Origin of the sequence: Microbacterium sp. (assembly GCF_036823965.1) — a bacterium.
In the GTDB taxonomy this organism is placed as follows: domain Bacteria; phylum Actinomycetota; class Actinomycetes; order Actinomycetales; family Microbacteriaceae; genus Microbacterium.
Window position 1 is genome coordinate 385,614 of the sequence record NZ_DAITBE010000001.1, and the last position, 25,500, is coordinate 411,113.

The 25,500-nt window shown below is 68.3% G+C and carries 23 protein-coding genes; 14 read left to right on the forward strand and 9 right to left on the reverse strand.

Going from position 1 to position 25,500, the window contains the following annotated elements:
* The first annotated feature begins 121 nt into the window (after positions 1-121).
* The gene (locus V7Z82_RS01790) at positions 122-676 is read left to right on the forward strand and encodes a YceI family protein (RefSeq protein WP_334147376.1); all 555 of its coding nucleotides are present in this window, start codon (positions 122-124) and stop codon (positions 674-676) included.
* 52 nt (positions 677-728) lie between these two features.
* On the opposite strand, the gene V7Z82_RS01795 is transcribed toward V7Z82_RS01790, so the two are convergent.
* Positions 729-2,021, reverse strand: coding sequence for an MFS transporter (locus V7Z82_RS01795; RefSeq protein WP_334147379.1), 1,293 nt, complete (start codon positions 2,019-2,021; stop codon positions 729-731).
* Positions 2,022-2,219: 198 nt separating this feature from the next.
* On the opposite strand from V7Z82_RS01795, the gene rpsO reads away from it, so the two are divergent.
* From rpsO to V7Z82_RS01810, 3 genes are all read left to right on the forward strand, one after another.
* Complete coding sequence (rpsO, locus tag V7Z82_RS01800) at positions 2,220-2,489, forward strand: 30S ribosomal protein S15 (protein WP_045280509.1); 270 nt, start codon at positions 2,220-2,222, stop codon at positions 2,487-2,489.
* Between the two features lie 161 nt (positions 2,490-2,650).
* Entirely contained in the window at positions 2,651-3,523 is an 873-nt protein-coding gene (locus tag V7Z82_RS01805) for a hypothetical protein (protein WP_334147384.1), read from the forward strand.
* Entirely contained in the window at positions 3,516-3,845 is a 330-nt protein-coding gene (locus V7Z82_RS01810) for a transcriptional regulator (protein ID WP_334147386.1), read from the forward strand. The genes V7Z82_RS01805 and V7Z82_RS01810 overlap by 8 nt, the downstream gene beginning before the upstream one ends.
* Positions 3,846-3,869: 24 nt before the next feature.
* On the opposite strand, the gene V7Z82_RS01815 is transcribed toward V7Z82_RS01810, so the two are convergent.
* Positions 3,870-4,877: an isopenicillin N synthase family dioxygenase gene (locus V7Z82_RS01815; RefSeq protein ID WP_334147388.1), complete on the reverse strand. Its 1,008-nt coding sequence runs from the start codon at positions 4,875-4,877 to the stop codon at positions 3,870-3,872.
* Between the two features lie 171 nt (positions 4,878-5,048).
* On the opposite strand from V7Z82_RS01815, the gene efeU reads away from it, so the two are divergent.
* From efeU to efeB, 3 genes are read left to right on the forward strand one after another with little or no spacing between them, the layout of a single operon-like run.
* On the forward strand, positions 5,049-5,996 hold the full coding sequence (efeU, locus tag V7Z82_RS01820) for an iron uptake transporter permease EfeU (protein ID WP_334147390.1): 948 nt from the start codon (positions 5,049-5,051) through the stop codon (positions 5,994-5,996).
* Positions 5,993-7,225, forward strand: a complete 1,233-nt coding sequence (gene efeO, locus V7Z82_RS01825; RefSeq protein WP_334147392.1) for an iron uptake system protein EfeO — start codon at positions 5,993-5,995, stop codon at positions 7,223-7,225. Before efeU ends, efeO begins: the two co-directional genes overlap by 4 nt.
* A 59-nt stretch (positions 7,226-7,284) precedes the next feature.
* On the forward strand, positions 7,285-8,565 hold the full coding sequence (efeB, locus tag V7Z82_RS01830; protein ID WP_334148319.1) for an iron uptake transporter deferrochelatase/peroxidase subunit: 1,281 nt from the start codon (positions 7,285-7,287) through the stop codon (positions 8,563-8,565).
* 13 nt (positions 8,566-8,578) lie between these two features.
* Here efeB and V7Z82_RS01835 read toward each other — a convergent pair whose 3' ends face one another.
* Together V7Z82_RS01835 and V7Z82_RS01840 are read right to left on the reverse strand one after the other, a co-directional pair.
* Complete coding sequence (locus V7Z82_RS01835) at positions 8,579-9,451, reverse strand: serine hydrolase domain-containing protein (RefSeq protein WP_334147394.1); 873 nt, start codon at positions 9,449-9,451, stop codon at positions 8,579-8,581.
* Between the two features lie 9 nt (positions 9,452-9,460).
* Positions 9,461-10,630, reverse strand: coding sequence for an acyltransferase family protein (locus V7Z82_RS01840; RefSeq protein WP_334147396.1), 1,170 nt, complete (start codon positions 10,628-10,630; stop codon positions 9,461-9,463).
* A 110-nt stretch (positions 10,631-10,740) separates the two neighbouring features.
* On the opposite strand from V7Z82_RS01840, the gene V7Z82_RS01845 reads away from it, so the two are divergent.
* From V7Z82_RS01845 to V7Z82_RS01855, 3 genes are all read left to right on the forward strand, one after another.
* A complete protein-coding gene (locus V7Z82_RS01845; protein ID WP_334147398.1) occupies positions 10,741-11,967 on the forward strand; it encodes an LLM class flavin-dependent oxidoreductase in 1,227 nt (408 codons plus the stop codon).
* A 1-nt stretch (position 11,968) separates the two neighbouring features.
* The gene (locus V7Z82_RS01850; RefSeq protein WP_334147400.1) at positions 11,969-12,613 is read left to right on the forward strand and encodes an FMN reductase; all 645 of its coding nucleotides are present in this window, start codon (positions 11,969-11,971) and stop codon (positions 12,611-12,613) included.
* A gap of 76 nt (positions 12,614-12,689) precedes the next feature.
* Positions 12,690-14,042 (forward strand): FAD-binding oxidoreductase, encoded by a 1,353-nt coding sequence (locus V7Z82_RS01855; protein WP_334147402.1) that lies wholly within the window; start codon positions 12,690-12,692, stop codon positions 14,040-14,042.
* Positions 14,043-14,059: 17 nt separating this feature from the next.
* On the opposite strand, the gene V7Z82_RS01860 is transcribed toward V7Z82_RS01855, so the two are convergent.
* A complete protein-coding gene (locus V7Z82_RS01860; protein ID WP_334147403.1) occupies positions 14,060-14,758 on the reverse strand; it encodes a response regulator in 699 nt (232 codons plus the stop codon).
* Entirely contained in the window at positions 14,755-16,038 is a 1,284-nt protein-coding gene (locus V7Z82_RS01865; RefSeq protein WP_334147405.1) for a sensor histidine kinase, read from the reverse strand. Before V7Z82_RS01865 ends, V7Z82_RS01860 begins: the two co-directional genes overlap by 4 nt.
* A gap of 145 nt (positions 16,039-16,183) precedes the next feature.
* Here V7Z82_RS01865 and V7Z82_RS01870 point away from each other — a divergent pair, with 145 nt between their 5' ends.
* Positions 16,184-17,623 carry a cation:dicarboxylate symporter family transporter gene (locus V7Z82_RS01870; RefSeq protein ID WP_334147407.1) on the forward strand — a complete coding sequence of 480 codons (1,440 nt, stop codon included), beginning with the start codon at positions 16,184-16,186 and terminating at the stop codon, positions 17,621-17,623.
* A 69-nt stretch (positions 17,624-17,692) separates the two neighbouring features.
* On the opposite strand, the gene V7Z82_RS01875 is transcribed toward V7Z82_RS01870, so the two are convergent.
* Together V7Z82_RS01875 and V7Z82_RS01880 are read right to left on the reverse strand one after the other, a co-directional pair.
* Positions 17,693-17,869, reverse strand: coding sequence for a DUF5302 domain-containing protein (locus V7Z82_RS01875; RefSeq protein WP_197072143.1), 177 nt, complete (start codon positions 17,867-17,869; stop codon positions 17,693-17,695).
* A gap of 38 nt (positions 17,870-17,907) precedes the next feature.
* Entirely contained in the window at positions 17,908-18,438 is a 531-nt protein-coding gene (locus V7Z82_RS01880) for a DedA family protein (protein WP_334147409.1), read from the reverse strand.
* Positions 18,439-18,646: 208 nt separating this feature from the next.
* On the opposite strand from V7Z82_RS01880, the gene V7Z82_RS01885 reads away from it, so the two are divergent.
* Positions 18,647-20,587 (forward strand): GDSL-type esterase/lipase family protein, encoded by a 1,941-nt coding sequence (locus tag V7Z82_RS01885; RefSeq protein WP_334147413.1) that lies wholly within the window; start codon positions 18,647-18,649, stop codon positions 20,585-20,587.
* A gap of 28 nt (positions 20,588-20,615) precedes the next feature.
* On the forward strand, positions 20,616-21,335 hold the full coding sequence (locus V7Z82_RS01890) for a nucleotidyltransferase domain-containing protein (protein WP_334147415.1): 720 nt from the start codon (positions 20,616-20,618) through the stop codon (positions 21,333-21,335).
* A 33-nt stretch (positions 21,336-21,368) separates the two neighbouring features.
* On the opposite strand, the gene V7Z82_RS01895 is transcribed toward V7Z82_RS01890, so the two are convergent.
* Positions 21,369-22,679, reverse strand: coding sequence for a UDP-glucose dehydrogenase family protein (locus V7Z82_RS01895; RefSeq protein ID WP_334147417.1), 1,311 nt, complete (start codon positions 22,677-22,679; stop codon positions 21,369-21,371).
* Between the two features lie 365 nt (positions 22,680-23,044).
* Between V7Z82_RS01895 and V7Z82_RS01900 the strand changes: the two genes are divergently transcribed.
* Positions 23,045-25,321, forward strand: coding sequence for a polyribonucleotide nucleotidyltransferase (locus tag V7Z82_RS01900; protein ID WP_230113604.1), 2,277 nt, complete (start codon positions 23,045-23,047; stop codon positions 25,319-25,321).
* Positions 25,322-25,500 lie beyond the last annotated feature (179 nt).

Genomic DNA, 25,500 nt, shown 5'->3' on the forward strand with positions numbered 1-25,500 from the left:
TCCGACCGAGTCGATCCGAGGCCGGTCCAGCAATCTCGCATGCACGGGAATGTATTCTCGTGAATGCGAGTTGTTCTCTCGTATGCCGCAGCTGCGGCCCCCCGTCCCGTGAGGAGATCCCATGACCACCATCGACATCCCCGGCTACCGTGCAGGCACCTGGGTGCTTGACCCGTCGCACAGCGAGGTCACGTTCAGCGTCCGCCACATGATGATCTCGAAGGTGCGCGGCACCTTCGGCGTGAAGAGCGCGACCCTGATCGCTCCCGAGAACCCCCTCGAGGCCAAGGTCGAGGCGAGCGTCGACGTCACCTCGATCGACACGAAGGACGAGGGTCGCGACACGCACCTCCGCTCCGGCGACTTCTTCGACACCGAGAACTTCCCGACCATGGAGTTCGTCTCCACCGGCGCCCGCGCTGAGGGCGGCGAGCTGTTCGTGGACGGCGACCTGACGATCCGCGGCATCACGAAGCCGGTCAGCTTCGAGCTGGACTTCGGCGGCTTCGGCAGCGACCCGTGGGGCAACTACAAGGCCGGCGCCTCCGCCAAGACGGTCATCAACCGCGAGGACTTCGGCCTCACCTGGAACGCCGCACTCGAGACCGGCGGTGTGCTGGTCGGCAAGGATGTCACGATCAGCCTCGACCTGCAGGGCGCACTGCAGCAGGACTGATCGCAGCGCTCGCAGAACCTGATCCGTCAGGACTGCGCGGAACCCCGGGCCCTCAGGGCTCGGGGTTCTCTGCGTCATAGGCGCGGAAGCGGGGGGTGCGCCGCGCCACGATCGCGACGAGCGCGATCACCAGGAACCCACCGAGGATCGGCGGGAACCAGAGCGAGGTGACGGTCGCGAGCGCGCCGGCATAGAGCGCGCCGATGCGAGGCCCGCCGGCGACCACGACGACGAAGACGCCCTGGAGCCGACCGCGCATGGAGTCGGGCACAGCAGACTGCATCATCGTGTTGCGGTAGATCGAGCTGACGTTGTCGGCCGCGCCGGAGAACGCCAGCGCGACGCACGCCACGACGATGAGAGCGACGTTCGCCGAGGTCTCGGTGGCCGGGGCGGCCCAGGTGCCGAGCAGCAGCACGAGTCCGAAGAGCAGGATCGCGGCGCCGTAGGCCTCGACTGCGCGTTCGATGCCTCGGCCGTGCCAGCGGTACTGCACGATCCGACCCGAGAGCAGACTCGAGGCGAATGTGCCGACCGCGACCGCCGCGGTGAGGAGCCCGGTCGTGACTGCGCCGCCGCCGAGCAGCACGGTCCCGAGCGCAGGGAAGAGCACGAGCGGCTGCCCGAAGGTCATCGCGATGATGTCGATCACGTACTGCGCGCGGATGTTGCCTGCGCGCCGGAGGAAGCGCCAGCCGTCGACGAGCGATGCGAGTCCTGGACGCACGATCTCGCCCTCGGGGCGCAGTGCGGGCAGCGTCCAGAGCCCGAGGAACATCGACAGCATCAGGATGACGTCGATCGTGTAGGTCCACCCGTAGCCGGTGAGTGCGACGAGGAGCCCTGCCAGGGCGGGTCCAGCCATCACGGTGAGGCCGAAGGCGACACCGCTCAATGCGGATGCCGGGGCGAGGAGCTCGCGCGGGATCAGGCGAGGGACGATCGCGGTCCGGGTGGCCATGCCGACCGAGTTCGCGGCGGCGGTCACCATGCTCAGCACATACAGCCACCAGATGGTCTCGCCGCCGGTCCAGGTGAGGGTGGCCAGCAGTGCGGTCGACAGGAACGTGATGGTCGCCGCGATCAGTGCGACGCGGCGGCGGTCGAAGGCGTCGGCGAGCATGCCACCGTAGAGACCGGCGAGGATCATCGGCACGAGGCCGGCGACGGCGATCATGGACACCGCGAAGGTGCTGCCTGTGAGAGCGAAGACGTGCAGCATCACGGTCACGAGTGTGAGCTGACCGCCGATGCCGGAGAGGGTCGAGCCGATCCACATCCGGGCGAATGCCGGGCTCTGCGTCAGCGGGCGGAGATCGATGAGATGTCCGCGCGTCCCGCTCACTCGTCGATTCCGATGTCCTGCACCTGTCGAGCGTAGCGGAGCGCGGGAGCGTGCGGCTCGCTCCGCGGCAGCGGCGGTCGTCGAAAGGGAAGGATGACTGATAGACTCTTCAGGTTGCCGTTTGATCGGCCGCGGATAAAGAGAGCCCTCGCATCAGGCGTCGGGCGCCGCGCAACGAACTGAAAGGGGATCCCATCTATGCCACTCGAGTCTGACGCCAAGAAGGCGATCATGGAAGAGTACGCGACGCACCCCGGTGACACCGGATCCCCCGAGGTGCAGGTCGCAATGCTGACGCAGCGCATCAAGGACCTCACCGAACACCTCAAGGAGCACAAGCACGACCACCACTCGCGTCGTGGTCTGTTCCTCATGGTGGGTCAGCGCCGTCGTCTGCTCGGCTACCTCCAGGACATCGACATCGCGCGCTACCGCTCGCTGATCGAACGCCTGGGTCTTCGCCGCTGAGCACAGCACCGCGAACCTGCGTACTATCGCGCAAAACATTCTTGGAAGGCCGTCCCACGGTGTGGGGCGGCCTTCGTTTTGTGTGTGGGGGTTGATCTCGGTTTCGCTTTCCAGTAGGAAAGTAGTGAGCTTTCCATCTGGAAAGCCGAGGAGGTCGAATCATGGAGCAGAACCCGGTCCCAGGACACGAGGCACTCGTGCCGCCGGATGCCGACATCGCGCGCCGATACCTCGACGAGGCGCAGGCGGTCGCCGTACGTCGTGACCGCGCTGTCGATCGGCGGGCGCTGGCCTGGTTGCAGATCGCCAATGCCGTGGTCGGGGCTGTGTTCCTGACGGCCTTCGCCTGGATTCTGCGGGATGCCGGAACCTTCGTGCCACAGGTGGTTCTCTTCGCCTTCCTGGTCTGGAGCCAGCTTGCGAGCGGCATGGCGCAGCGCAACGGAATGCAGTGGCGGATGTCGAGAGCCCGGTGGCCGATCGTCGTCCTCGGCGCGGTGCTCCTCATCGTCGCACTCGTGATCTTCTGGTTCGCGATCTGGGATGAGCGGCTGCCGCCCATCGCCATGCTGACCCCCGGCATCCTGATGCTGGTCGGTCTGGGCGGATACGGCGTGTTCCAGCTCTACCGCGCCTCCCATGATCCGCGCCCGCCTCGTCCCATCCGAGCGCCGCTGTCGCGCGGCATCCGATGGGGGACGATCCTCGTCGGCGTCGCATTCGGTGTGCTGATCCTGCTCGCTGGCGCACCTGAAGGCGTCGTCACGAGCATCCTCATGCTCCTCGTGGTGCTGCTCCTGCTCGCCTGGATCCTGGCGGCTCGCACCGAGCTCGGGTTGCCGGCGATCGGGGCGGTGTGGCGCTGGCCGCATGTGCTGGCGTTCGCGGTGGCCGCTGCGGTCCTGCTCGCGTTCATCGGGATCCGCGCGGGCGGCGTCGGGGCGGACCTGTCGGTGACGGCGTTCGCCGGTGCGGGCGTGGTCGCGCTGCTCGTCGCCGTCTCGTTCGTCCCAGGGCGTGATCCGCGTGACTGAGGTGAGCCAGAACCCGCACCCGCGCACGCGTCTCGACGACCACTTCGCGTCGCCCATCCGGTTCTCGCTCATGGCATCGCTCGGTGACGGCATCGAACTCGACTTCCCGACCCTTCGGGAGATCCTGCAGTGCGGGGACTCGCCGCTCAGCAAGGCGATCAGTCATCTGGAAGCGGCCGGCTATGTGATCGCGCGCAAGGAGCGGTTCGGGAGTCGTCAGCGCACCTGGGTGCGTTCGACTCGGGCAGGCCTCGATGCGTTCGCCGGGCACCTGCAGGCGTTGCGCGAGATCGTCTCGCTGAGCGGGACGCAGGTGCTCTGAGGCGCGAACCGCGCTGGGGAGATGTCAGGCGGAGGCGTCGACCAGGTCCGCGTGATGGATCGCCGCGACATCGGGGTGTGCGCGCAGTCGCGACTTCAGCGCGTTCTCGCCGTACAGCGCGTGGATCGGGTTGCCGGGGTCGTCCGTGACGCCCTTCGCCTCTGCCGCGAGCTCCGCTGGCAGGTCGATCAACGGCAGGCGCTTGTCGAGCGCAGGGTTGAAGAAGAACGGGATCGAGATGCGTTCGTTCGGTGCCTGCGGCGACACGACGCGATGGTTGGTGGCCTTGAGGTAGCCACCGGTCGCGTACTCGAGGAGCTCGCCGATGTTCACGACGAAGGCTCCGGAGACCGGGGGAGCGTCGACCCATGCGCCATCGCGCTCGACCTGCAGCCCGCCCTTGCCCGGTTCGACCCAGAGCAGGGTCAGCACGCCGGAGTCCTTGTGCGCCCCGACGCCCTGCTGCGGCTCCGGCTCGTGCGTGCCGGGGTAGCGGACGATCTTGATCAGCGTGGACGGGTCGCCGAAGTGCTCGTCGAAGTAGGTCTCCTGGGCGCCGAGGGTCTGCGCCCACGCGCGGAGCAGCTTGCGCGCGACCTCGGACAGCGTGGCGTGCCACTCGGCGACCACGTCGCGCAGCTCGGGCTGCGCCTCCGGCCACAGGTTCGGGCCGATGAGCCGGTTGAACGCCGGTCCGCCTTCGATGGCCTCGCGCTCGGGGCCGATGTCGATCTGCTCGCGCCAGTCGACCTTGCCCTGCGTCCGCTCGCCGCCGATGCGCGTGTAGCCGCGGAAGTGCGGGCTGTTCACGTTCTCGATCGCGAGCTTGTCCTCGTCCGGGAGCGCGAAGAAGTCGAGTGCCGCCCGGTGCAGGCGAGACTCGAGCTCGGGTGAGATCCCGGTGCCGGTCAGGTAGAAGAATCCGACGTCGTGGGTCGCCGCGCGCAGGTCATCGCGGAACCGCGCGGCGGCGTCGGGACCGTCGTCGAGCTTCGAGAGGTCGAGGATGGGGAGCGAGAGTTCAGCGGCCATGTCCCGAGCGTAGATCCGCTCGAACTGCGCGAGGCCGAGTGTTGCGTCGCGTTACCCGGTGCCTTCTCGAGCACGCCTCGGCGGATCGTGTTCACGGGAGGGCCCGCACGGTGTTAGAGTCTCTCCTTGGTAAGGGCTGCCTTACCTTCATCTTCCTCAGAGAGTCTCTCCGTGCTCGCCACCTTCCTGATCGGCCTTCGTGAAGGCCTTGAAGCAGCACTCGTCGTCGGCATCCTGGTGGCCTACCTCCGCCGACTCGGTCGCAGCGACGTGCTTCCGAGGATGTGGGCCGGGGTCGGCCTCGCAATCCTGCTCGCCCTCGGCATCGGCGCGATCCTCACCTTCGGCGCCTACGAGCTCACGTTCACCGCCCAGGAGCTGATCGGCGGCGGGCTCTCACTGCTCGCGGTGGCGATGGTCACCTGGATGATCTTCTGGATGCAGCGTGCCGGCCGCACGATGAAGGCCACGCTGGAAGGCGGCATCGACCGCGCGCTCACGAGCGGCGGCGTCTGGGCGCTCGTCGCGATCGGATTCGTCTCGGTCGCCCGCGAGGGCATCGAGACCACGCTGCTGCTCTGGTCGATGGTGCAGTCCTTCGGCGACGCTCCGTCCGCACTCCTCGGCGCGCTGCTCGGCCTCGTCGTGGCTGCCGTCATCGGCTGGCTGATCGCGCGCGGCGCAGTGAAGCTCGATCTGCGACGATTCTTCGCCTGGACCGGCGGCTTCCTGGTGATCGTGGCAGCGGGCGTGCTCGCCTACGCCTTCATGGACCTGCAGGAGGCCGGTGCCCTGCCAGGCCCGTTCACCGCGGCGGCGCCCATCGACGCCGTCACGGGCGGTGTCGCGATCGGCTGGGCCGGCTTCCCGTTCGGCTGGGCGTTCGACGTCTCCGCCACGATCGCACCGGGCGGCCCGCTCGCCTCGATCCTGCAGGCCACCGTCGGCTTCATGCCCGCGATGACCTGGCTGCAGGTGATCGCGTGGACCCTCTACCTCCTCATCGTCGGATCGTTGTACATCCGCGGACTCCGCTCTCGTCGCCCCTCAACGCCGCGGGCCTCCGCGGCGCCCGAGGACGACACGAGGGCCTCCCTCTCATCACAAGGAGCAGCATGACCACCTCTCGTCGCATCCTCGGGGCACTCGCTGCCACCGGCACTGCGGTCCTGATCCTCAGCGGATGCGTCGCGAAGAGCGACGCCGATGCAGCGGCGGCGTTCGACGTCTCGTCGACCGACAGCGACTGCGCCGTCTCCGAGTCGACCGCCACCAGTGGCACCCTCACGTTCGCGGTGAAGAACGATACCGACCAGGTGTCGGAGTTCTACCTGCTCGCCGAGGACGGCTTGCGGATCGTCGGTGAGGTCGAGAACATCGCTCCGGCCGCATCGCGCACGCTCACGGTCGTCGCGCAGCCCGGCGAGTACTACACGCTCTGCAAGCCGGGCATGATCGGCGAGGGTGTCGGCAAGACCGCGTTCACCGTCACGGGCGACCGCGTCACGGTCGACGGCCCGGATTCCGAGCAGAAGCAGCAGGCCGTGGATCTCTATGCCGCGTTCGTCAAGGATCAGGTCGGCCAGCTCGTCCCAGCCGTCGAGGACTTCGTCACGGCCTACGAGTCGGGTGACGACGAGACTGCTCGTGCGCTCTTCCCGCAGACCCGTGCCTCCTACGAGCGCATCGAGCCGGTCGCGGAGGCGCTGGGCGACCTCGATCCGCGCATCGACTACCGCGAGGTCGACGCCGTCGCCGAGGGCCTCGACTGGACCGGCTTCCACCGCATCGAGAAGGATCTGTGGGTGCCGGCGCAGGATGCGCTGAACGCCGACGGCGAGACGCCGGCGTGGCAGGACTGGGCCCCGTCGACGCCGGAGGAGCGGGCAGACTACGGTGACCTGCTGCTCGCCGACGTGCAGGAGCTGTACGACTACGTGCACTCCGACGACTTCACCACCGCGCTCGACGACCAGGGCATCGGCGGCATCTCGAACGGCGCGATCGCGCTGCTCGACGAGGTCGCCACCGGCAAGATCTCCGGCGAGGAGGACTGGTGGTCCGGCACGGACCTCTTCGACTTCGCCGCGAACGTCGAGGGCTCGAAGATGGCCTTCTCGCTCGTGCAGGACTTCGCCACGGCGCAGGGCGACGACGGGGCTGCACTCGTCTCCGAGATCGAGGCAGGCTACGCGGCGCTCGAGGAGTCGCTCGCGGCCCACGGCTCGCTGACCGACGGCTTCGTCGGCTACTCCGAGCTCACGGAGGATGACAAGCGCGAGTTCACCGATCTGATCAACGCCCTCGCCGAGCCGCTCTCGCAGCTGACCGGCACGGTGCTGGACTGATCGCCTGAACGGGTACGATTCACGACGTGAATGAACCAGGAACGGATGCCGCGGCCGACGTGGCGTCGACCGCGGAGAACGCCGCGGCATCCGCTCCGACCGGTCTGAGCCGTCGAGGACTCCTCGGTCTGGCGATCGGTGGCAGCGTCGCCGGTCTCGCAGTCGGAGCGGGCGCAGGACTCACCGGCGGCGTGGCGATCGGACGGGCGCGAGCCGCCGAGGAGATGCAGAATCCGTTCGCATACTTCGGCGAGCACCAGGCGGGGATCACCACCGCCGTGCAGGACCACCTGCACTTCGCATCGTTCGACATGATGCCGCGCACCGACCGCGATGACCTGATCTCCCTGCTGCAGGACTGGTCGTACGCGGCATCGCGGATGAGCCAGGGACTCGAGGTCAGCGCGACCGGCGCTGTCGGCGGACCGACCGAGGCTCCGCCGGATGACACCGGCGAGGCGCTGGGACTTCCTGCCGCCGGTCTCACGATCACCTTCGGCTTCGGGCCAGGACTGTTCGAGAACGAGGACGGGGATCGCTACGGCATCGCCGCTCTCCGCCCGAAGGGACTCGAGCGTCTCCCGGCATTCCTCGGCGACGATCTCGACCCGCAGAATTCGCACGGCGATCTCTGCATCCAGGCCTGTGCCGACGACCCGCAGGTCGCGGTGCACGCGATCCGCAATCTCAGCCGGATCGCCTTCGGGCGCGCACGGCTGCGCTGGTCGCAGCTCGGATTCGGCAAGACCTCGCGCACGACTGCGACGCAGGCGACCCCGCGCAACCTCTTCGGGTTCAAGGACGGCACGGCGAACATCCTCGCCGACGATCATCAGGCCCTCGACGAGCACGTCTGGGTGGCGTCCGACGACGAACCGGCCTGGCTCGCCGGCGGGTCCTACCTCGTCGCCCGCAAGATCGCGATGCTCATCGAGACCTGGGATCGCGTGCGGCTGGGCGAGCAGGACACGATCATCGGGCGTGACAAGGGCGAGGGCGCACCGCTCTCCGGCGGGGACGAGTTCACGGAGCCGGACTTCCACGGCGCTGCGATCGATGCGAACAGTCACGTGCGGCTCGCGCACCCGGAGCAGAACGAGGGGATCCGCATCCTGCGCCGCGGCTACAACTACGTCGACGGCAACAACGATCTCGGGCGACTCGACGCCGGACTGTTCTTCCTGTCGTACCAGCGCGATCCAGCGCAGTTCATCACGCTGCAGCGACGGCTGTCGACCGACCGCATGAACGAGTACATCCGGCACGTCGGGTCCGGCATCTGGGCGGTTCCGGCCGGGGTGACCGCCGGGTCCTACATCGGGGCCGAGTTGTTCGCCTGAGCGGTCTCGCCGCTCAGTGCCGCACATCCTCGAGGCTCTCGACGACGAATGCGGCGACCGCATCCGCCCCGACGTGATCTGACGCCGTGATCGTCACGACCGCTTCGTCCAGGAAGATCACCAGCTGGCCGTGGGCGCCGTGCAGTCGCCAGCCGGCCCCTGGGCCGCCCCAGCCCGCCAGTGCGTACCGGTCATAGCCTGGGTTCTCGCCGGCGACGACCCAGTCGGAGTGCATCGCGTCGATCCATTCGGGCGACACGAGCTGCTGACCGTGCCAGGTGCCCCGATCACGGAGAAGCCGACCGAGGCGTGCGAGCTCCTCCGTCCGGAGGAACAGGCCGCCGCCCGCGATGATGCGTCCGTTCGGACTCCGCTCCCACACGACGTCATCGATGCCGAGCGGGGTGAAGAGCCGCGCAGAGAGGTAGTCCTGCACGTCGCCGACCCGCTCCGCGAGCACACGCATCGCCGTGTAGGTGCTCGCGTTCGAGTACTGGAACACGCGTCCGCGGGAAGGGCGCCCGAGGAATTCGGTCGCGAGATCGGGCCAGTCGGTCATCATGGTCTCGGACCACGGCAGGTCGATGCCGCTCGACATGGTCAGCAGGTGGCGGAGCGTGACCTCCTCGACGCCGGCGCCGACTGCGATGTGCGGCACCAGGTCGGCGACCGGCTCGTCGAGGGAGATCAGTCCGTCGTCGGCCGCGAGCGCCGCTGCGAGGACGCAGACCCCCTTCGCAGCGGAGTGCACGTCTTCCCTGATGTCGGGCGTCCACCGGTGCTCGGCGATCTCGTCCCCGACGAGCACATGGAGCCCGTGTGCGGTGAAGTCGGTGTCTTCCACCTGTCGCACGATGCGGTCACGGATGAGCTGCGCGCGGTTCACGCCTCCAGGCTATCGGGCGCTGTCCGGCCGCGAGCGCGGGCGCTCGGCGTCCCGTGGCCGGCGGGAGCCGGTCGGGTCATTGCGACGGCTCTCGCGCGATGCGAGGGCCGGATCGTTGAAGAGCCACGTGGGTCGCGGCTCGACCAGCGGCCGGAACACTCGGCGCACCGGCTTGGTCGCGAGCAGCAGCGCGACGACGACCGACAGGATCGTGACGAGCGGGAGCCAGATCCAGGTCGGCTCCAGGTCACGCAGCACACCGGTCTCACGGAACGGGTAGAGCACGAAGGAGTGCAGCAGGTAGACGTACATCGTGTACTGGCCGAACGTGGTCCACCAGTAGGTGCCGCGGGGGACGAGCACGAAGAAGCTCGCGCTGAGGAGCACGGCGAGCGCCATCAGCGCGAGGCGCACGCCTCCGGCCCACCACTGCTCGCCGCCCAGATCGGCGTAGGAGTCCTCGTAGAACAGCCAGCTGCGCAGGTCGGTGGCCTGCCAGATCGGCAGCCAGTTCCAGGCCGCCCAGCCGGTCGCGGCGATCACTGCCACGGCTGCGACGCGGATCCACCACGGACGGAAGTCGAGCAGCCGGAGTCGCGTGACGATGTCGTGCTCGCGGAGCCACCAGCCGAGGGCGAAGAAGGGGAGCAGGCCGAGGGTGCGGGAGAGCGAGAAGGTGCTGTCGACGTTCGGGAGATATCCCGCGCCGATGGAGATCACGACGGTCCACAGCAGCGGCCAGCGCAGCAGCGCGAGATACGGGAGCACCAGACGGAAGATGCCGAGTGCGAGCAGGAACCAGAGCGTCCACGACGGCTGGGTGATGTTCGGGTTCGCCTGGCCTTCGACCAGCCACTTCGTGAGGGTCCAGAGCAGCTCGAAGATCACGTAGGGGACGATGATGTCGGTGATGATCCGCGCCATCTGGGTCTTCGTCGGCGAACCGGACTTCGAGAAGTAGCCGGAGATGATCGCGAACGCCGGCATATGGAACGCGTACAGCGTGAGATAGAAGGCGAACGCGATGTCGGAGTCGTAGATGAGGCGCTGGATGGCGTGCCCCAGGACGACGAGCACGATGCAGGCGTAGCGGGCGTTGTCCCAGAACGGGACTCTGCGTCGAGGCTTCGAGACGGCTCCGGTCGGGGGGTCTGCGGTGTCCGCGCCGGCGCTGCTCATACTGTGAGGCTACCGCGGGGAATAAAGTTGCTGCGATCGCGTTGACTCATATACATTCAAATGAATAGAAACGGATGCGGAGTCATCCGATTCGAGCAGACGGAGGAATCATGAGCGAGCAGTCCGGCGCCCCGGCGATGCAGTTCGGCATCATGTCGGTCAGCGACATCACGCGCGACCCGACCACGGGTGTGACGCCGAGCGAGCAGGAGCGGATCAAGGCGACCCTCGCGATCGCCACGCACGCGGAGGAAGTCGGCCTGGACGTCTTCGCGATCGGCGAGCACCACAACCCGCCGTTCTGGTCCTCGAGTCCCACGACCTTCCTCGCCGCGCTCGCAGCGCAGACCGAGCGGCTCATCGTGTCGACCTCGACCACGCTGATCACCACGAACGACCCCGTGCGCATCGCTGAGGAGTACGCGATGCTGCAGCACGTCTCCGACGGCCGCATGGACCTGATGCTCGGCCGCGGCAACACCGGCCCGGTGTACCCGTGGTTCGGTCAGGACATCCGCCAGGGTCTGCCCCTCGCGATCGAGAACTACGCGCTGCTGCACAAGCTGTGGCGTGAGGACGTGGTCGACTGGGAGGGCAAGTTCCGCACGCCGCTGCAGGGCTTCACTTCGACGCCCCGCCCGCTCGACGGCATCGCGCCCTTCGTCTGGCACGGCTCCATCCGCACGCCCGAGATCGCCGAGCAGGCCGCGTACTACGGCGACGGCTTCTTCGCCAACAACATCTTCTGGCCGAAGGAGCACTACCAGCGTCTGATCGAGCTGTACCGGCAGCGCTACGCGCACTACGGCCACGGCACGCCCGAGCAGGCGATCGTCGGACTCGGCGGTCAGGTGTTCATGGCGGCGAAGTCGCAGGATGCCGTGAATCAGTTCCGTCCCTACTTCGACAATGCGCCGGTCTACGGCCACGGTCCGAGCATGGAGGACTTCACCGAGATGACGCCGCTCACCGTGGGCTCACCCCAGCAGGTCATCGACCGCTACGCCGCGATGCGCGACTACTACGGCGACTACCAGCGTCAGCTCTTCCTGATCGATCACGCGGGCCTCCCGCTGAAGACCGTGCTCGAGCAGCTCGACATCCTCGGTTCCGAGGTCGTGCCGGTGCTCCGCAAGGAGCTCGCGAAGAACCGCCCGGCGAATGTGCCGGATGCTCCGACCCACGCTGCTCGTGTGCAGGCCGAGTTCGGCGACGGACCCACCCGTCAGGCCCGGCCCGGTGCGAACCGAGGCGACAACCTGACCGGCGACTCGCCGTACCAGGACACGCCGGCTCCCGCCGGTGCTGCATTCGGGCTCAGCCGGAAGGAGGCGTGAGATGACCACTCGTCGCATCGCGGTCGTCTCCGCCGGGCTGTCGAACCCGTCATCGACGCGGATGCTCGCCGACCGGTTGGCAGCGGAGACCGTGAAGGCGCTCGCAGCCCGCGACATCCAGGCGAGCGTCGACGTGATCGAGCTGCGTGACTACGCGCACGACATCACGAACAACCTGCTCACGGGATTCGCGCCTCCGGCACTCGAGACCGCGATCAACACCGTGGTCTCGGCTGACGCGCTGATCGCCGTGACGCCGATCTTCTCCACGAGCTACTCGGGCCTGTTCAAGTCGTTCATCGACGTGCTCGACCCCGACGCGCTCACCGGGAAGCCCGTGCTGATCGGTGCGAACGCCGGCACGGCGCGGCACTCGCTCGCGATCGACTACGCGATCCGCCCGCTGTTCGCCTACCTGCACGCGGATGCCGTGTCGACCGGTGTCTTCGCTGCCTCGAGCGACTGGGGCGGCAACGGCGACGACGTGGCACCGCTCGCGAAGCGCGTCGAGAAGGGCGCCAAGGAGCTCGCCGAAGCGGTCGCGCGCCGCGACACGGTCGAGATCGTCGACCCGTACGATCCATCGACCTACCTCGGCGAGGGTCGATCGTTCGGCCACATGCTCGGCGGCCTCGCGGGGGAGTGAGCGCGAGACCCTGACGACACCCTGCGATTCCCCGGACACCCTGTGCGATGTCCGAGGCGAGTCGTAGGGTGTCGTCATGTCTCAGCACACGGCTCTCGACGCACTCCGGAGCTCTCTGACCGGATCGCTGCTGCGATCCACCGATGACGCCTTCGACGAGGCGCGGCTGCCCTGGAACCGGGCGATCGACCAGCGCCCGGTGGCGGTGGCGACGCCGGCCGACATCGAGGATCTCCGCCTGCTGCTGCAGGCGGCGCGTGACACAGGGCGTCCGCTCGCCGTGCAGCCGAGCGGCCATGGCGCATCGGGCGACCTCGCCGGCGCGATCATCGTGCGCATGACGGCGTTCGACGAGCTCGACATCGACGTCGATCAGGGCGTCGCCGTCGTCGGCGCCGGCGTCACGTGGGGTCGAGTGGTCGAGGCGCTCGAAGGCACGGGGTGGGCAGCGCCCGCCGGCACGAGCCCGGTGGTGTCGGCGACCGGGTACACGCTCGGCGGCGGCCACTCGTGGTTCAGCCGTACCGGCGGCCTCGGGTCCGACAACCTCCGCGCAGCATGGGTGCTGCGGACCGACGGCAGGCACGAACGCGTCGATGACGACACCGATCCTGACCTGTTGTGGGCGCTGCGCGGTGCTGGCGGACTGGTCGGCATCGTGACCGCGCTCGAGATCGACCTCGTGCGCGCACCTGACCTGTGGGGTGCCTCGTTCGTCTTCGATGCCGCCGACTCCGCCGCGGTGCTCCGCGCGGTGCGCGACCTCGCGACCCGCGCGCCTGCGACGCTCAACGTCTTCGCGAACTCGATGCGGATGCCGGACGCACCGCAGCTGCCAGAGGAGATCCGGGGCCAGAGCTTCCTCTCCGTCCAGGCGCTGTCGGTGGACGGCCCGGCGGAAGCGCTGCTCGATCCGGTGAGACGAGCGGGCACCCTGCGTCGCGAGCAGACCGGACCGACCTCGCCGCTGACCCTCAGCCAGGAATCGAACGAGCCGACCGATCCGTCGCCGAGTCGTGGTGCCGCGATCGCGGTCGCGGCACTCGACGACGCGACGATCGAGGCGCTCACCGAGTTCCACGCCCGACCGGAGCAATGGCCGGTCGTGGGCATCGACATCCGGATGCTCGGCGGAGCACTCGATGCGCCGCGCAGGCCCGGATTCGCCTCGCTGCGTTCCGCCGGATGGATGCTGCACGCGCTGGCGCCGCTCTTTCCGGGCGCCCCGATCGAAGCCGGCGACGCGAGTCTCGCGGGCTTCCGAGAGCTGCTCTCGCCGTCCGCCGCGAGCAACACGCTGCCGACGTTCCTCGCGCCGCAGCAGACGCTCGAGCTCTGCGCATCGCCCGACGACGTCGCACGCCTCCGTGCGGTGCGTGAGCTGATGGATCCGGAGCGGCTGCTGCATGAGGGACGCCTGCCGCGCTGACGCGATGAGCGCGTGTCTCAGCCGACGCCCGGTGCCGGGGCGCGTTTCCAGTCGTACTCCGTCTCGGGGCGACCACGCGCGCCGTACCGAGCGCTCCGGATGAGCAGTCCTTCAGCGGTGAGGTGCTCGAGATAGCGGCGCACCGAGACGCGTGACATGCCGAGGCGCGTGGCGGCCGCGCTCGCGGAGAGCGGACCCGCAGCGCGGATCTCGGCCGTCACCCGCTCCAGCGATGCCGCGGAGAGTCCCTTGGGCAACAGGATCGAACCCGTGCTGCGTCCGAGCAGGGCGTCGATCTCGGCCTGGGTCGCGTCACCGTCGGTCGAGCTCGCCTGGCTCCGGTACGCACGGTAGTGCTCCATCCGCTCCTGGAACACCGCGTACGGGAACGGCTTGACGAGGTATTGGAACACGCCGAGTGCCGCCATCTGCCGCACGGTCTCGGCATCGCGCACCCCCGTGATCGCGATCACGTCGACGGCTGCCGCGTGCCCGCGCACGGCGCGGAGCACGTCGAGACCGGACCCGTCCGGCATCGTCATGTCGAGCAGCATGAGATCGAAGGCATCGGCGCCGGGCTTCTCGAGCACCGCGGTCAATGCGGCTCTGGCACCGGTGCATTCGCCGGTCACTTCGAAGCCGTCGAGTCGTGCGATGTAGTCACGGTGCAGCTCGAGCGTGAGCGCATCGTCATCGACCAGCAGCACTCGGATCATGGCCGCCTCCGATGTCCGGTAGCCGCGGGCAGGACGACCCGGAAGGTGGTCGGCGCAGACGCGAGCGTGACGGACCCGCCGGCGTCGGTGACGACCGAACGGACGAGCGCCAATCCGACGCCGCGTCCATCCGCACCTGCGGGCTTGGTCGAGAATCCGGGATCGAAGATCTGCTCGCGCAGGTGCTCGGGCACCCCAGCGCCACTGTCGGCGACTTCGAGGACGACGCCTCCGTCGTCCGCCGGGTGCAGGACCACCGAGACCCACCGTTCGGGTGCGTCGGCTGCGGCATCCATCGCATTGTCGATCAGGTTCCCGAGCACCGACACGCTGTCGACCGTCGAGAGCGGCGAACGCGGGGTCTCCGGCTCGATGCGCACGCGCCAGTCGATGCCGCGCTCCTTCGCCTGGGACGCCTTGCCGAGCAGGAGCGCGCCGACGACCGGGTCGCCGTGCCGCCGTGCCGTGACCTGATCGACCAGCGACTGGCTCTGCCGTGACGTCTCGGTGAGGATCTCGATCGCCTCGCCGGTTCGTCCCAGCTCCAGCAGCGCCACTGCGGTGTGCATCCGGTTGCCGTGCTCATGCGTCTGTGCTCGCAGCGCCTCGCCGAGCGTGCGGATCGACTCGTACGACGAGACCGCGTCTCTGACCTGACCCGGTGGCAGGTCGCCTGCGATGCGGCGGGTCACCCGCCGCGCCACCCAGGCGCCGAGCGCACCGACCGCGACGAGTCCCACCGTGATGCCGAGTGACAGCGGCAGTCGACGCACCAGGGTGTCCGAGATGGTCTCCGTGGTCACACCCGCTGCGACCCAGCCGATCAGGTCGCCGCCGTCGTCCGTGACGGGGACGATGCTGCGGACCGATGGGCCGAGCGTCCCGGTGAACACCTCAGTGAGCATCCTCGGGCTGCTCGGGATCGTCCCGAGGTACGGCTCACCGATCTGGTCGACGTCCGGATGGGTGACGCGGATGCCGTCCACGGTCATGATCGTGACGAAGTCGAGGTCCGCTGCATCGATCACGTCGAGCGCGTAGGGTTCCAGCACCCGCGACGCGGCATCGTCGTCTGCATCCCCGAGTGCCGCGACGACGGCGGGCGAAGCCGCGATGGTGACGGCGGTGGCGGCGGTCACGCGCTCCGCCTCCGCATGCGTCGCCCGCTGCGCCTCGACGACGAGGAACACCGCGACGAGTGCGCCGATGAGCAGCGACACGAGCAGCAGCACCAGGAACACGCGGGACGCGGCGCTGCGGGTCGTCCTGGCAGACGCCATCGCAGCTCCGATCGTCATTGGTCGCGGTCGTGACCAATACGACCACAAATGGTGCCGACATGTGAAGTCGACGACCGTGGGTGCACCGGGCAGCGCTGACGCTGACGGGCATGAGACGAAGACGTTCATGATTCAAGGAGGAGACATGGCCATCACCACGGGGTTCGCACTTCCCGGATTCAACTGGCGGCGGGGCAAGCAGTCCTGGGACCGCCACACCTGGCTCTACGTGTCGGTGCTGATCGCGGTCGTGCTGGGCGCACTGGTCGGACTCATCTGGCCGGAGGTCGGCCAGGGCTTCGAAGCACTTGGCAAGGGCTTCGTCGCCCTCATCAAGATGATGATCGCACCGATCATCTTCTGCACGATCGTGGTGGGTGTCGGCTCGATCGCCAAGGCGGCGACGGTCGGCAAGATCGGTGGTCTCGCGCTGCTGTACTTCATGATCATGTCGACCTTCGCCCTCGCGATCGGCCTCGTGGTCGGCAACATCATCCACCCGGGCGCCGGACTCGACATGGCCTCGTCGACGTACGACGCCACGGCGACAGAGGCGAAGACCACGCAGGAGTTCATCCTCGGCATCATCCCGACGACGTTCTTCTCCGCGTTCACGGGCGAGAGCGTGCTGCAGGTGCTGTTCATCGCACTGCTCGTCGGCTTCGCGCTGCAGGGCCTCGGCGACCGCGGAACCCCGATCATGGATGCGGTCAAGAACCTGCAGAAGCTCGTGTTCCGCATCCTGGGCATGATCCTCTGGCTCGCCCCGATCGGTGCGTTCGGTGCCATCGCCGCTGTCGTCGGAAAGACCGGCATCGCCGCCATCTGGAGCCTCGGCACCCTGATGATCGCGTTCTACATCACCTGCATCCTGTTCATCGTCGCCGTGCTCGGGACGCTGCTCTGGGCGGTGACCAGGGTGAACATCTTCAGCCTCATCAAGTACCTCGGTCGCGAGTACCTGCTGATCGTCGGCACGTCGTCGTCGGAGTCGGCGCTGCCGAGGCTGATCGCGAAGATGGAGCACGTCGGTGTCTCCAAGCCCGTCGTCGGAATCACGGTCCCGACCGGATACTCGTTCAACCTCGACGGCACCGCGATCTACCTCACCATGGCCTCGCTGTTCATCGCGACGGGGATGGGCCAGCCGATGTCGATCGGCGAGCAGATCGGACTGCTCGTGTTCATGATCATCGCGAGCAAGGGGGCTGCCGGTGTCACCGGTGCCGGACTCGCCACACTCGCCGGTGGTCTGCAGGCGTACCGTCCCGACCTGGTGGACGGAGTCGGCGTGATCGTCGGCATCGACCGCTTCATGTCCGAGGGACGCGCGCTCACCAACTTCACCGGGAACGCGGTCGCGACGCTGCTGATCGGGACCTGGACGAAGCAGATCGATCGTGATCGGGTGCGTCAGGTGCTCAGCGGTGCGCTGCCGTTCGACGAGGCGCAGCTCGACGGCGTCGACGAGCACGGCATGAGCACGGAGCATGACGCTGCGGACGTGCAGGAGCTCAAGGACTCGGCACTGACCGAGATGGAGGCCAAGGAGGCGAGGGCTCGCGCTCGCGCCGCACAGCGGTGACCGGTTCGCCAGGGAGAAGCCGATGAGGGATGCGGGAGCCGAAGCAGTTCGGCTCCCGCATCCGTGTGGTCAACCGCTCTTGCGTCGGAACTCGCGCCGCGTCTGCGGGGCTGCGGCACCGTGCACGGCGGAGTCGCCGTCGAGGTGGGACTCGCCCTGCCGGTGGTGCGCGTTCTTCTTCTCGAGCGCTTCCTTGAACTTGCGCTTCATCTCCTCGGAGGAGGTGGCGCCTTCTTCGGTGCTCATGTTCGCCAGCCTAGAGCACGCCGCTTGTGCGAGGGCCTTCACCTGCGGGCACGACGGGTGCCGACGTCGATCAGCAGTCCGATGCCGACCGCGACCGCGATGGACACGGGGATCGCCACGAGCGGACCGCCGGGGATGATCGCGGCGATCGCTGCGCCGACCGCTGCCTGGTAGACGGCCCAGCCGGTCGCGGCGAGCGCCACCAGCGCGAGGTAGCGAGGGGGATGGATGCGGGATGCACCGGCGACCAGATTGATCGCCAGCCGCGCGAATGGCACGAATCGTGCCGTGAACAGCACCGTCGCCGTGCCGGTGTCGAGGCGTCGTCGCGCCCATGCCAGTGCCTGCCGGACACGCGCTGCGCGCATCCAGCGCCAGCGTTCGACGCCGACGAAGCGTCCGATCAGGTAGCAGGCGGTGTCGCCGAGCATCGCAGCAGCGGCAGCGCAGAGGATGACGGCCCACAGCGGAGGGGAGCCGGTGCTCACGGCGAGCGCGCCGAGGGCGGTGACCGCGATCTCTCCTGGAATCACGACGAAGAACGCGTCACCGAGTACGAGGAGCGCCATCAGCGCGAGACTCCAGGGACCCGTCGGGATGGCGGCGAAGAGGTCGACTGGCACACGCACACAGTGCCGTCCGCGGGTGAACGGGAACCAACCGGCGGATAACCGGTGACGGGCGATCCAGCATCCGGTGAACATCTGGTGCAGGAGAGTCGAATCGCGTGTCCGGGGCTGGGGCCGCCGTCATCCTGGGGATGTGAGAGTCGCCATCGTGACGGAGTCCTTCCTTCCCCACATGAACGGTGTCACCGGATCCGTGCTGCAGATCCTGCGTCACCTCGAACGCACGGGGCATCAGGCGCATGTCATCGCGCCAGCCGCCGTCGGCATGCCGAGCGAGGTCACCGGTGCCGGGATCGAGCCGATCCCGAGCCTCGCGCTTCCGGGATACCGCAATGTCAGGGTGGGGACGTCTCCCGCGTACCGAGTCGCTGCATCGCTGCATCGGTTCCGACCCGATGTCGTGCACCTCGCTTCGCCCTTCGCGCTCGGCTGGCGCGGCGTGCTGGCAGCCGAGCGCCTCTCGGTGCCGTCGGTGGCGGCCTACCAGACCGATGTCGCGGCCTACGCCGAGCGCTACCGCGTCGCCGCGACCACCGGCATCGCCCAGACGCATATCGCGCGACTGCACCGACGCGCGACGATGACCCTCGCCCCGTCGACGGAATCCGCGCAGCAGCTCGAACGCCTCGGCGTCGATCGGCTTCGCCGTTGGGGGAGAGGCGTGGACGCCGAGCGGTTCCAGCCGACGCGTCGGGACGATGCGCTCCGCGCCGAATGGCGAGCGGGTCAGCGGGGCGGTGACGTCGTGATCGGGTATGTGGGCCGGCTCGCACCCGAGAAGCAGGTGGAGGATCTCGCGGTGCTGCAGTCGATCCCCGGTGTCCGGCTGGTCATCGTCGGAGACGGACCGAGCAGAGGGCGCCTGGAGTCACTGCTGCCACAGGCCCTGTTCCTCGGACAGCTGAGCGGAGACGCGCTCGCCGCGGCCATCGCGTCCTTCGACGTGTTCGTGCACCCCGGGGAGAGCGAGACCTTCGGGCAGACGCTGCAGGAAGCGCATGCCAGTGGCGTTCCCGTCGTCGCCACCGGGCGCGGGGGCCCGCTGGACCTGGTGCGCATGGGGATCGACGGCTGGCTGTACCGACCGGGGGACCTGGAAGACCTGCGGATGCGAGTGGCGGACCTCGCGGGCGACGCACGCAAGCGACGTGCGTTCGGACAGGCGGGGCATGCCGCCGTGCAGGACCGATCGTGGGCGAGTGTGTGCGACCAGCTCCTCGGGCACTACGAGGAGGCGCGCGCCCTGCATGAGGTCGACGGGTCTCTCCGCGCTCGCCGCAGTGTGCGGCCCGAGCCTGCGCAGCCCCCGACGGCGAGCCGGTGGCACCGATACGTCGCCCTGGGGGATTCGCTCACCGAGGGACTGTGCGATCCGGCACCGGATGGTGCGCTCCGCGGGTGGGCCGATCGCCTGGCGATGCTGCTCGCGGCGCGAGGCGGACTGCATTACGCGAACCTCGCGATCCGTTCGAAGCGGGTATCGGATGTGTGCGGCACGCAGCTCGATCGGGCCGTGGAGCTCCGGCCGGATCTGGTCTCGATCCTGATCGGTGCGAACGACCTGGTGAAGCACCGTGCAGACATCCCCGCTCTCGCGCTGCAGGTCGAGCACGCAGTCGCACGGCTGCGTGCCATCGGCGCCGATGTCGTGCTGGTGACCCCGTTCCTCCCAGGACGGCGGGCAGCCGGCATCTACACCGCGCGGTTCGCGGCGTTCGCGACCGCGCTCGCCGGAGTGGCTGCACGGACGGGCGCGATCCTGATCGACACCGACCTGCACCCGACGCTGCGTGATCGGCCGAACTGGGGTGAGGACCTGGTGCACCTCAGCAGCCGAGGGCACCGGTTCCTCGCCTACCGGGTGGGTGAGGTGCTCGGCGTGCCGCACGCCGACGCGCTCGGTCTGCTGGATGCGGCGATGCATGAGCACGAGGCGATCAGCACCGGCGTGTGGTGGCGCCGGCATGCGCTGCCGTGGGTCTGGCGACGGATGCATGGTCGCGCCGCTGGCGATGGCAGGTCGGCGAAGCATGACGACTACGTGTACCTCGGCCGTTCGTCGGCCGCGAAGGGTGTGTCGGTGAGCTGAGCCCGGTGCGCTTCCTATGCTGTGAAGCATGGAGCACAGGCAGGTCGTCGAACGGTTCATCGAGGCGCACTTCCCTGCGGCGGCGATCGCGGTCGTGGGCGGAAGCACAGCCCGAGGGAATCGAACGCGCACCAGCGACATCGACCTGCTCCTCATCGGCGAGGACGTGTTCACGGGCAGCCGATTCAGTGAGGACCCGCCCGGCGAGGATCGCCGGGGGTTCGCCGGTGGGTTCGAGTTCGAGGACGAGTTCTTCGAGGTGTTCGCGTACACGCCGCAGGGGTACGAGGAATGGGCCGATCGGGGGCTCGCGCAGTTCCGGCCGGTGATCGTGCACATGCTCGTGGAAGGCGTCGAGGTCAGGGGAGGGGCAGCCCTCGCCGCTCTTCGACTGCAGTGGGCTCGTGCGCTCGCCGCTGGGCCGGTCGTGGATGCACATGCATCGGAGCTGCGCCGCTACATCATCACGGATCAGCTGGACGACCTGCGCGACTCGGCGGACCCGCTGGAGCGGCAGGTCGTCGCGGGACTGCTCTTCGAGCGGATCGCCGAATTGATGCTGCTCGTCGAGCGACGGTGGATCGGCGCCGGCAATTACCTTCCTCGCCGGCTGCGCGAGCTGAGCGTCGAGCGCACCGACGCACTGGCGCAGCCTCTGCTCGCTCGCGACTTCGAGACGTTCGCGACGATGGTCGAACGCGAGCTCGATCTCGCCGGTGGACGGGTGCAGGCAGGATTCGTGCGCTGAACCCCGGAACGGGCGGCTCTGTCACGCGATCGCTCAGCGGCGCCCCATACCGCGGTAGTCCCACCCGGCAGCGCGCCATGCCGCCGAGTCCAGGCAGTTGCGGCCGTCGATGATGATCTGCCGCCGCACCAGACCGGCGGCATGCACCGGCGACATCTCTCGTCGGTACTCGTCCCACTCGGTCACGACGACCACGGCATCCGCATCCTGCAGCGCCTCGTCGCGACCCTGCGCATAGCCGAGCTGCGGATGCATCCTGCGGGCGTTGTCGATCGCTGCAGGGTCCGTCACCACGACGTCGGCGCCGAGTCCACGCAGTCGAACCGCGACCTCGAGCGCCGGGGAGTCGCGGATGTCGTCGCTGAACGGCTTGAACGCTGCGCCGAGCACCGCGATCCGGCGTCCGAACACCATCCCGCCGAGCGCGTCGATCACCAGCTGCACCGCGCGATCCCTGCGCCGGAGGTTGATCTTGTCGACCTCGCGGAGGAAGCCGACGGCCTCGCCTCGACCGAGTTCTTCGGCCCGTGCCGCGAACGCCCTGATGTCCTTCGGCAGGCACCCGCCGCCGAAGCCGATGCCTGAACCGAGGTATCGGCGACCGATCCGAGAGTCATAGCCGAGCGCGTCGGCGAGAAGCGCGACGTCGGCGCCCGATGCCTCGGCGATCTCCGCCATCGCATTGATGAACGAGATCTTCGTCGCGAGGAACGCGTTCGCGGCGCCCTTCACCAGCTCAGCCGTCGCGAGATCGGTGACGAGATACGGGGTGCCGCCGGCGATCGCCGGTGCGTAGACCTCTGCCAGCACATCCGCGGCGGCGGCGCCGTCTGGCCCTGCGGGCACCCCGACCACGATGCGATCCGGCGTGAGCGTGTCGTGCACCGCCCACCCTTCGCGGAGGAACTCGGGGTTCCACACCAGCGTCGCCCCGCTCGGCGCGATGATCTCGGAGAGCCGCGCGGCCGTCCCGACCGGCACCGTCGACTTCCCGGCGACCACGTCGCCGTCACCGAGGTGGGGGAGCAGTTCCCGGATCGCCGCATCGACGAAGCGGAGGTCGGCGGCGTGGCCGCCTGTGACCTGCGGTGTCCCGACGGCCACGAAATGCACGCGAGCGCCACGGGCATCCGCCATGCTGTTGCTGAATCGCAGTCGTCCTGATTCCAGTCCCTGTCGCAGCAGCTCCACGAGCTGCGGCTCGAAGAACGGCGCGGTGCCGTCCGAGAGCGCGGCGACCTTCCGATCGTCGACGTCGATTCCGATGACGTCGTGCCCGATCGAGGCCATCGCCGCGGCGTGCACGGCACCGAGGTACCCGCATCCGATCACTGACATGCGCATCGCCACAGCACAGCGGATGCGCCGCACGCGGTGTCAACGAACGTCTGAACGGCGGATGACCGGGCGGTGACAGAATCGCGTGGGTGCCGGGAACGCCGGATTTCCGGCCTGCGCTGGTAGTGTGGACGAGGTTGCGTTCTGCCAACCGAACCAATTTCATATCGACTCATGGAGCGATCGGCGGAGAGCTGGTCCCCTGTGGTGGGTTCCTCGGCTAGCGATGTCGGGTGGCTTTCTACTGGTGGCCAGCGCAGGTGAGATTCGCGGGAATGCCCGCGCGCCCGTATCCGGCCGCATCCGCTCCTTCATGAATGCGCTCGCGCGTCATACGGATTCGCGAGTCTAAACAAAGAAGGAGAGACCTCTTGGAAGGTCCTGAAATCACCGCCACCGAGGCCGTTCTCGACAACGGCCGCTTCGGCACCCGCACCATCCGCTTCGAGACCGGCCGCCTCGCGCAGCAGGCTCAGGGCGCAGTCGCCGCGTACCTCGACGGCGAGACCATGCTCCTCTCGGCCACCAGCGCAGGCAAGCACCCGCGCGAGGGCTTCGACTTCTTCCCGCTGACGGTCGACGTCGAGGAGCGCTCGTACGCCGCAGGTAAGATCCCCGGCTCGTTCTTCCGTCGTGAGGGTCGCCCCTCCACCGAGGCGATCCTCGTCTGCCGTCTGATCGACCGCCCGCTGCGTCCGTCGTTCGTCGACGGTCTGCGCAACGAGGTCCAGATCGTCATCACGGTCCTCTCGATCGCTCCCGGCGAGTTCTACGACGCGCTCGCGATCAACGCGGCATCCGCGTCGACCCAGATCTCGGGTCTGCCGTTCTCCGGCCCCGTCGCCGGTGTGCGCCTCGCGTTCATCGCCGGCCAGGGCGAGCACGCCGACCAGTGGGTCGCGTTCCCGACCGCCGAGCAGGTCTCCGAGGCCGTGTTCGACCTGATCGTCGCCGGTCGTGTCGTCACGAAGTCCGACGGCACCGAAGACGTCGCGATCATGATGGTCGAGGCTGAGGCCACCGAGCACAGCTGGAACCTGATCAAGGCCGGCGCGACCAAGCCCGATGAGGCCGTCGTCGCACAGGGTCTCGAGGCTTCGAAGCCGTTCATCGCGCAGCTCGTGAAGGCTCAGGCCGAGCTCGCCGCCACGGCGTCGAAGGAGCCGGGTGTCTACCCGGTCTTCCCGCCGTACTCCAGCGAGGTCTACGACTTCGTGGCCGAGCGCTCCTACGACGACCTGGTGAACGTCTACCAGATCGCCGACAAGCAGGAGCGTCAGGGCAAGGACGACGAAGTCAAGGATCGCGTCAAGGCGCAGCTCATCGAAGCGGTCGAGGCCGGCAACCTGCCCGCTGGAGCGCCCCTCGAGTTCTCCGCGGCGTACAAGTCCGTCACGAAGAAGATCGTCCGCGGACGCATCCTCACGGAGAGCGTGCGCATGGACGGCCGTGGTCTGGCGGACATCCGTCCGCTCGACGCAGAGGTGCAGGTCATCCCGCGCGTGCACGGCTCCGCGATCTTCCAGCGCGGTGAGACCCAGATCATGGGCATCACCACGCTGAACATGCTGAAGATGGAGCAGCAGATCGACTCGCTGTCGCCCACGACCAGCAAGCGCTACATGCACCACTACAACTTCCCGCCCTACTCGACCGGCGAGACCGGCCGTGTCGGTTCGCCGAAGCGTCGCGAGATCGGGCACGGCTTCCTCGCCGAGCGCGCACTCGTGCCGGTGCTGCCGAGCCGCGAGGAGTTCCCGTACGCGATCCGTCAGGTCTCCGAGGCGCTGAGCTCCAACGGCTCGACCTCGATGGGCTCCGTCTGCGCTTCGACCCTGTCGCTGCTGAACGCGGGTGTGCCGCTGCGCGCAGCCGTCGCCGGCATCGCCATGGGTCTGGTCTCGGACCAGGTCGACGGCGAGACCCGCTACGCCGCGCTCACCGACATCCTGGGTGCAGAGGACGCGCTCGGCGACATGGACTTCAAGGTCGCCGGTACGAGCGAGTTCGTCACGGCGATCCAGCTCGACACGAAGCTCGACGGCATCCCGTCGTCGGTGCTCGCCGGTGCACTGACCCAGGCTCGCGACGCTCGTCTGACGATCCTCAACGTCCTGAACTCCGCGATCGACGCTCCTGACGAGATGGCGCCGACCGCGCCTCGCGTCATCAGCGTGCAGATCCCGGTCGACAAGATCGGCGAGCTGATCGGCCCGAAGGGCAAGACGATCAACGCGATCCAGGACGAGACCGGCGCGCAGATCTCCATCGAGGAGGACGGCACCGTCTACATCGGCGCGACCGACGGCCCCTCGGCCGAGGCTGCCCGTGCCCAGGTCAACGCGATCGCCAACCCGACCAACCCCGAGGTCGGCGAGCAGTTCCTCGGAACCGTCGTGAAGATCGCCACCTTCGGTGCGTTCGTCTCGCTGCTGCCCGGTAAGGACGGCCTGCTGCACGTCACCGAGGTGCGCAAGCTCGCCGGTGGCAAGCGCGTCGAGAACGTCGACGACGTCCTCTCGGTCGGCCAGAAGATCCTCGTGAAGATCACGAAGATCGACGACCGCGGCAAGCTGTCGCTCGAGCCCGTCATCGACGAGGCTCCTGCTGCAGACGCTGCTCCCGCCGAGGAGTCCGCAGCCGAGTAATCACCAGATCGCTCGATCAGAGCCCGGGTGTCTTCGTCTGGAGGCGCCCGGGCTCTGTCGTGCCCTATGTGATCAAACCGTTATCGGAAGTTTTCGCGCCGTTCCCCGGATTGGTCAGCGCGTTCGCTGATCTCGCTTACCCTCGAAGTACGCACCGGGGGGTGCATGAAGAGCAGGTA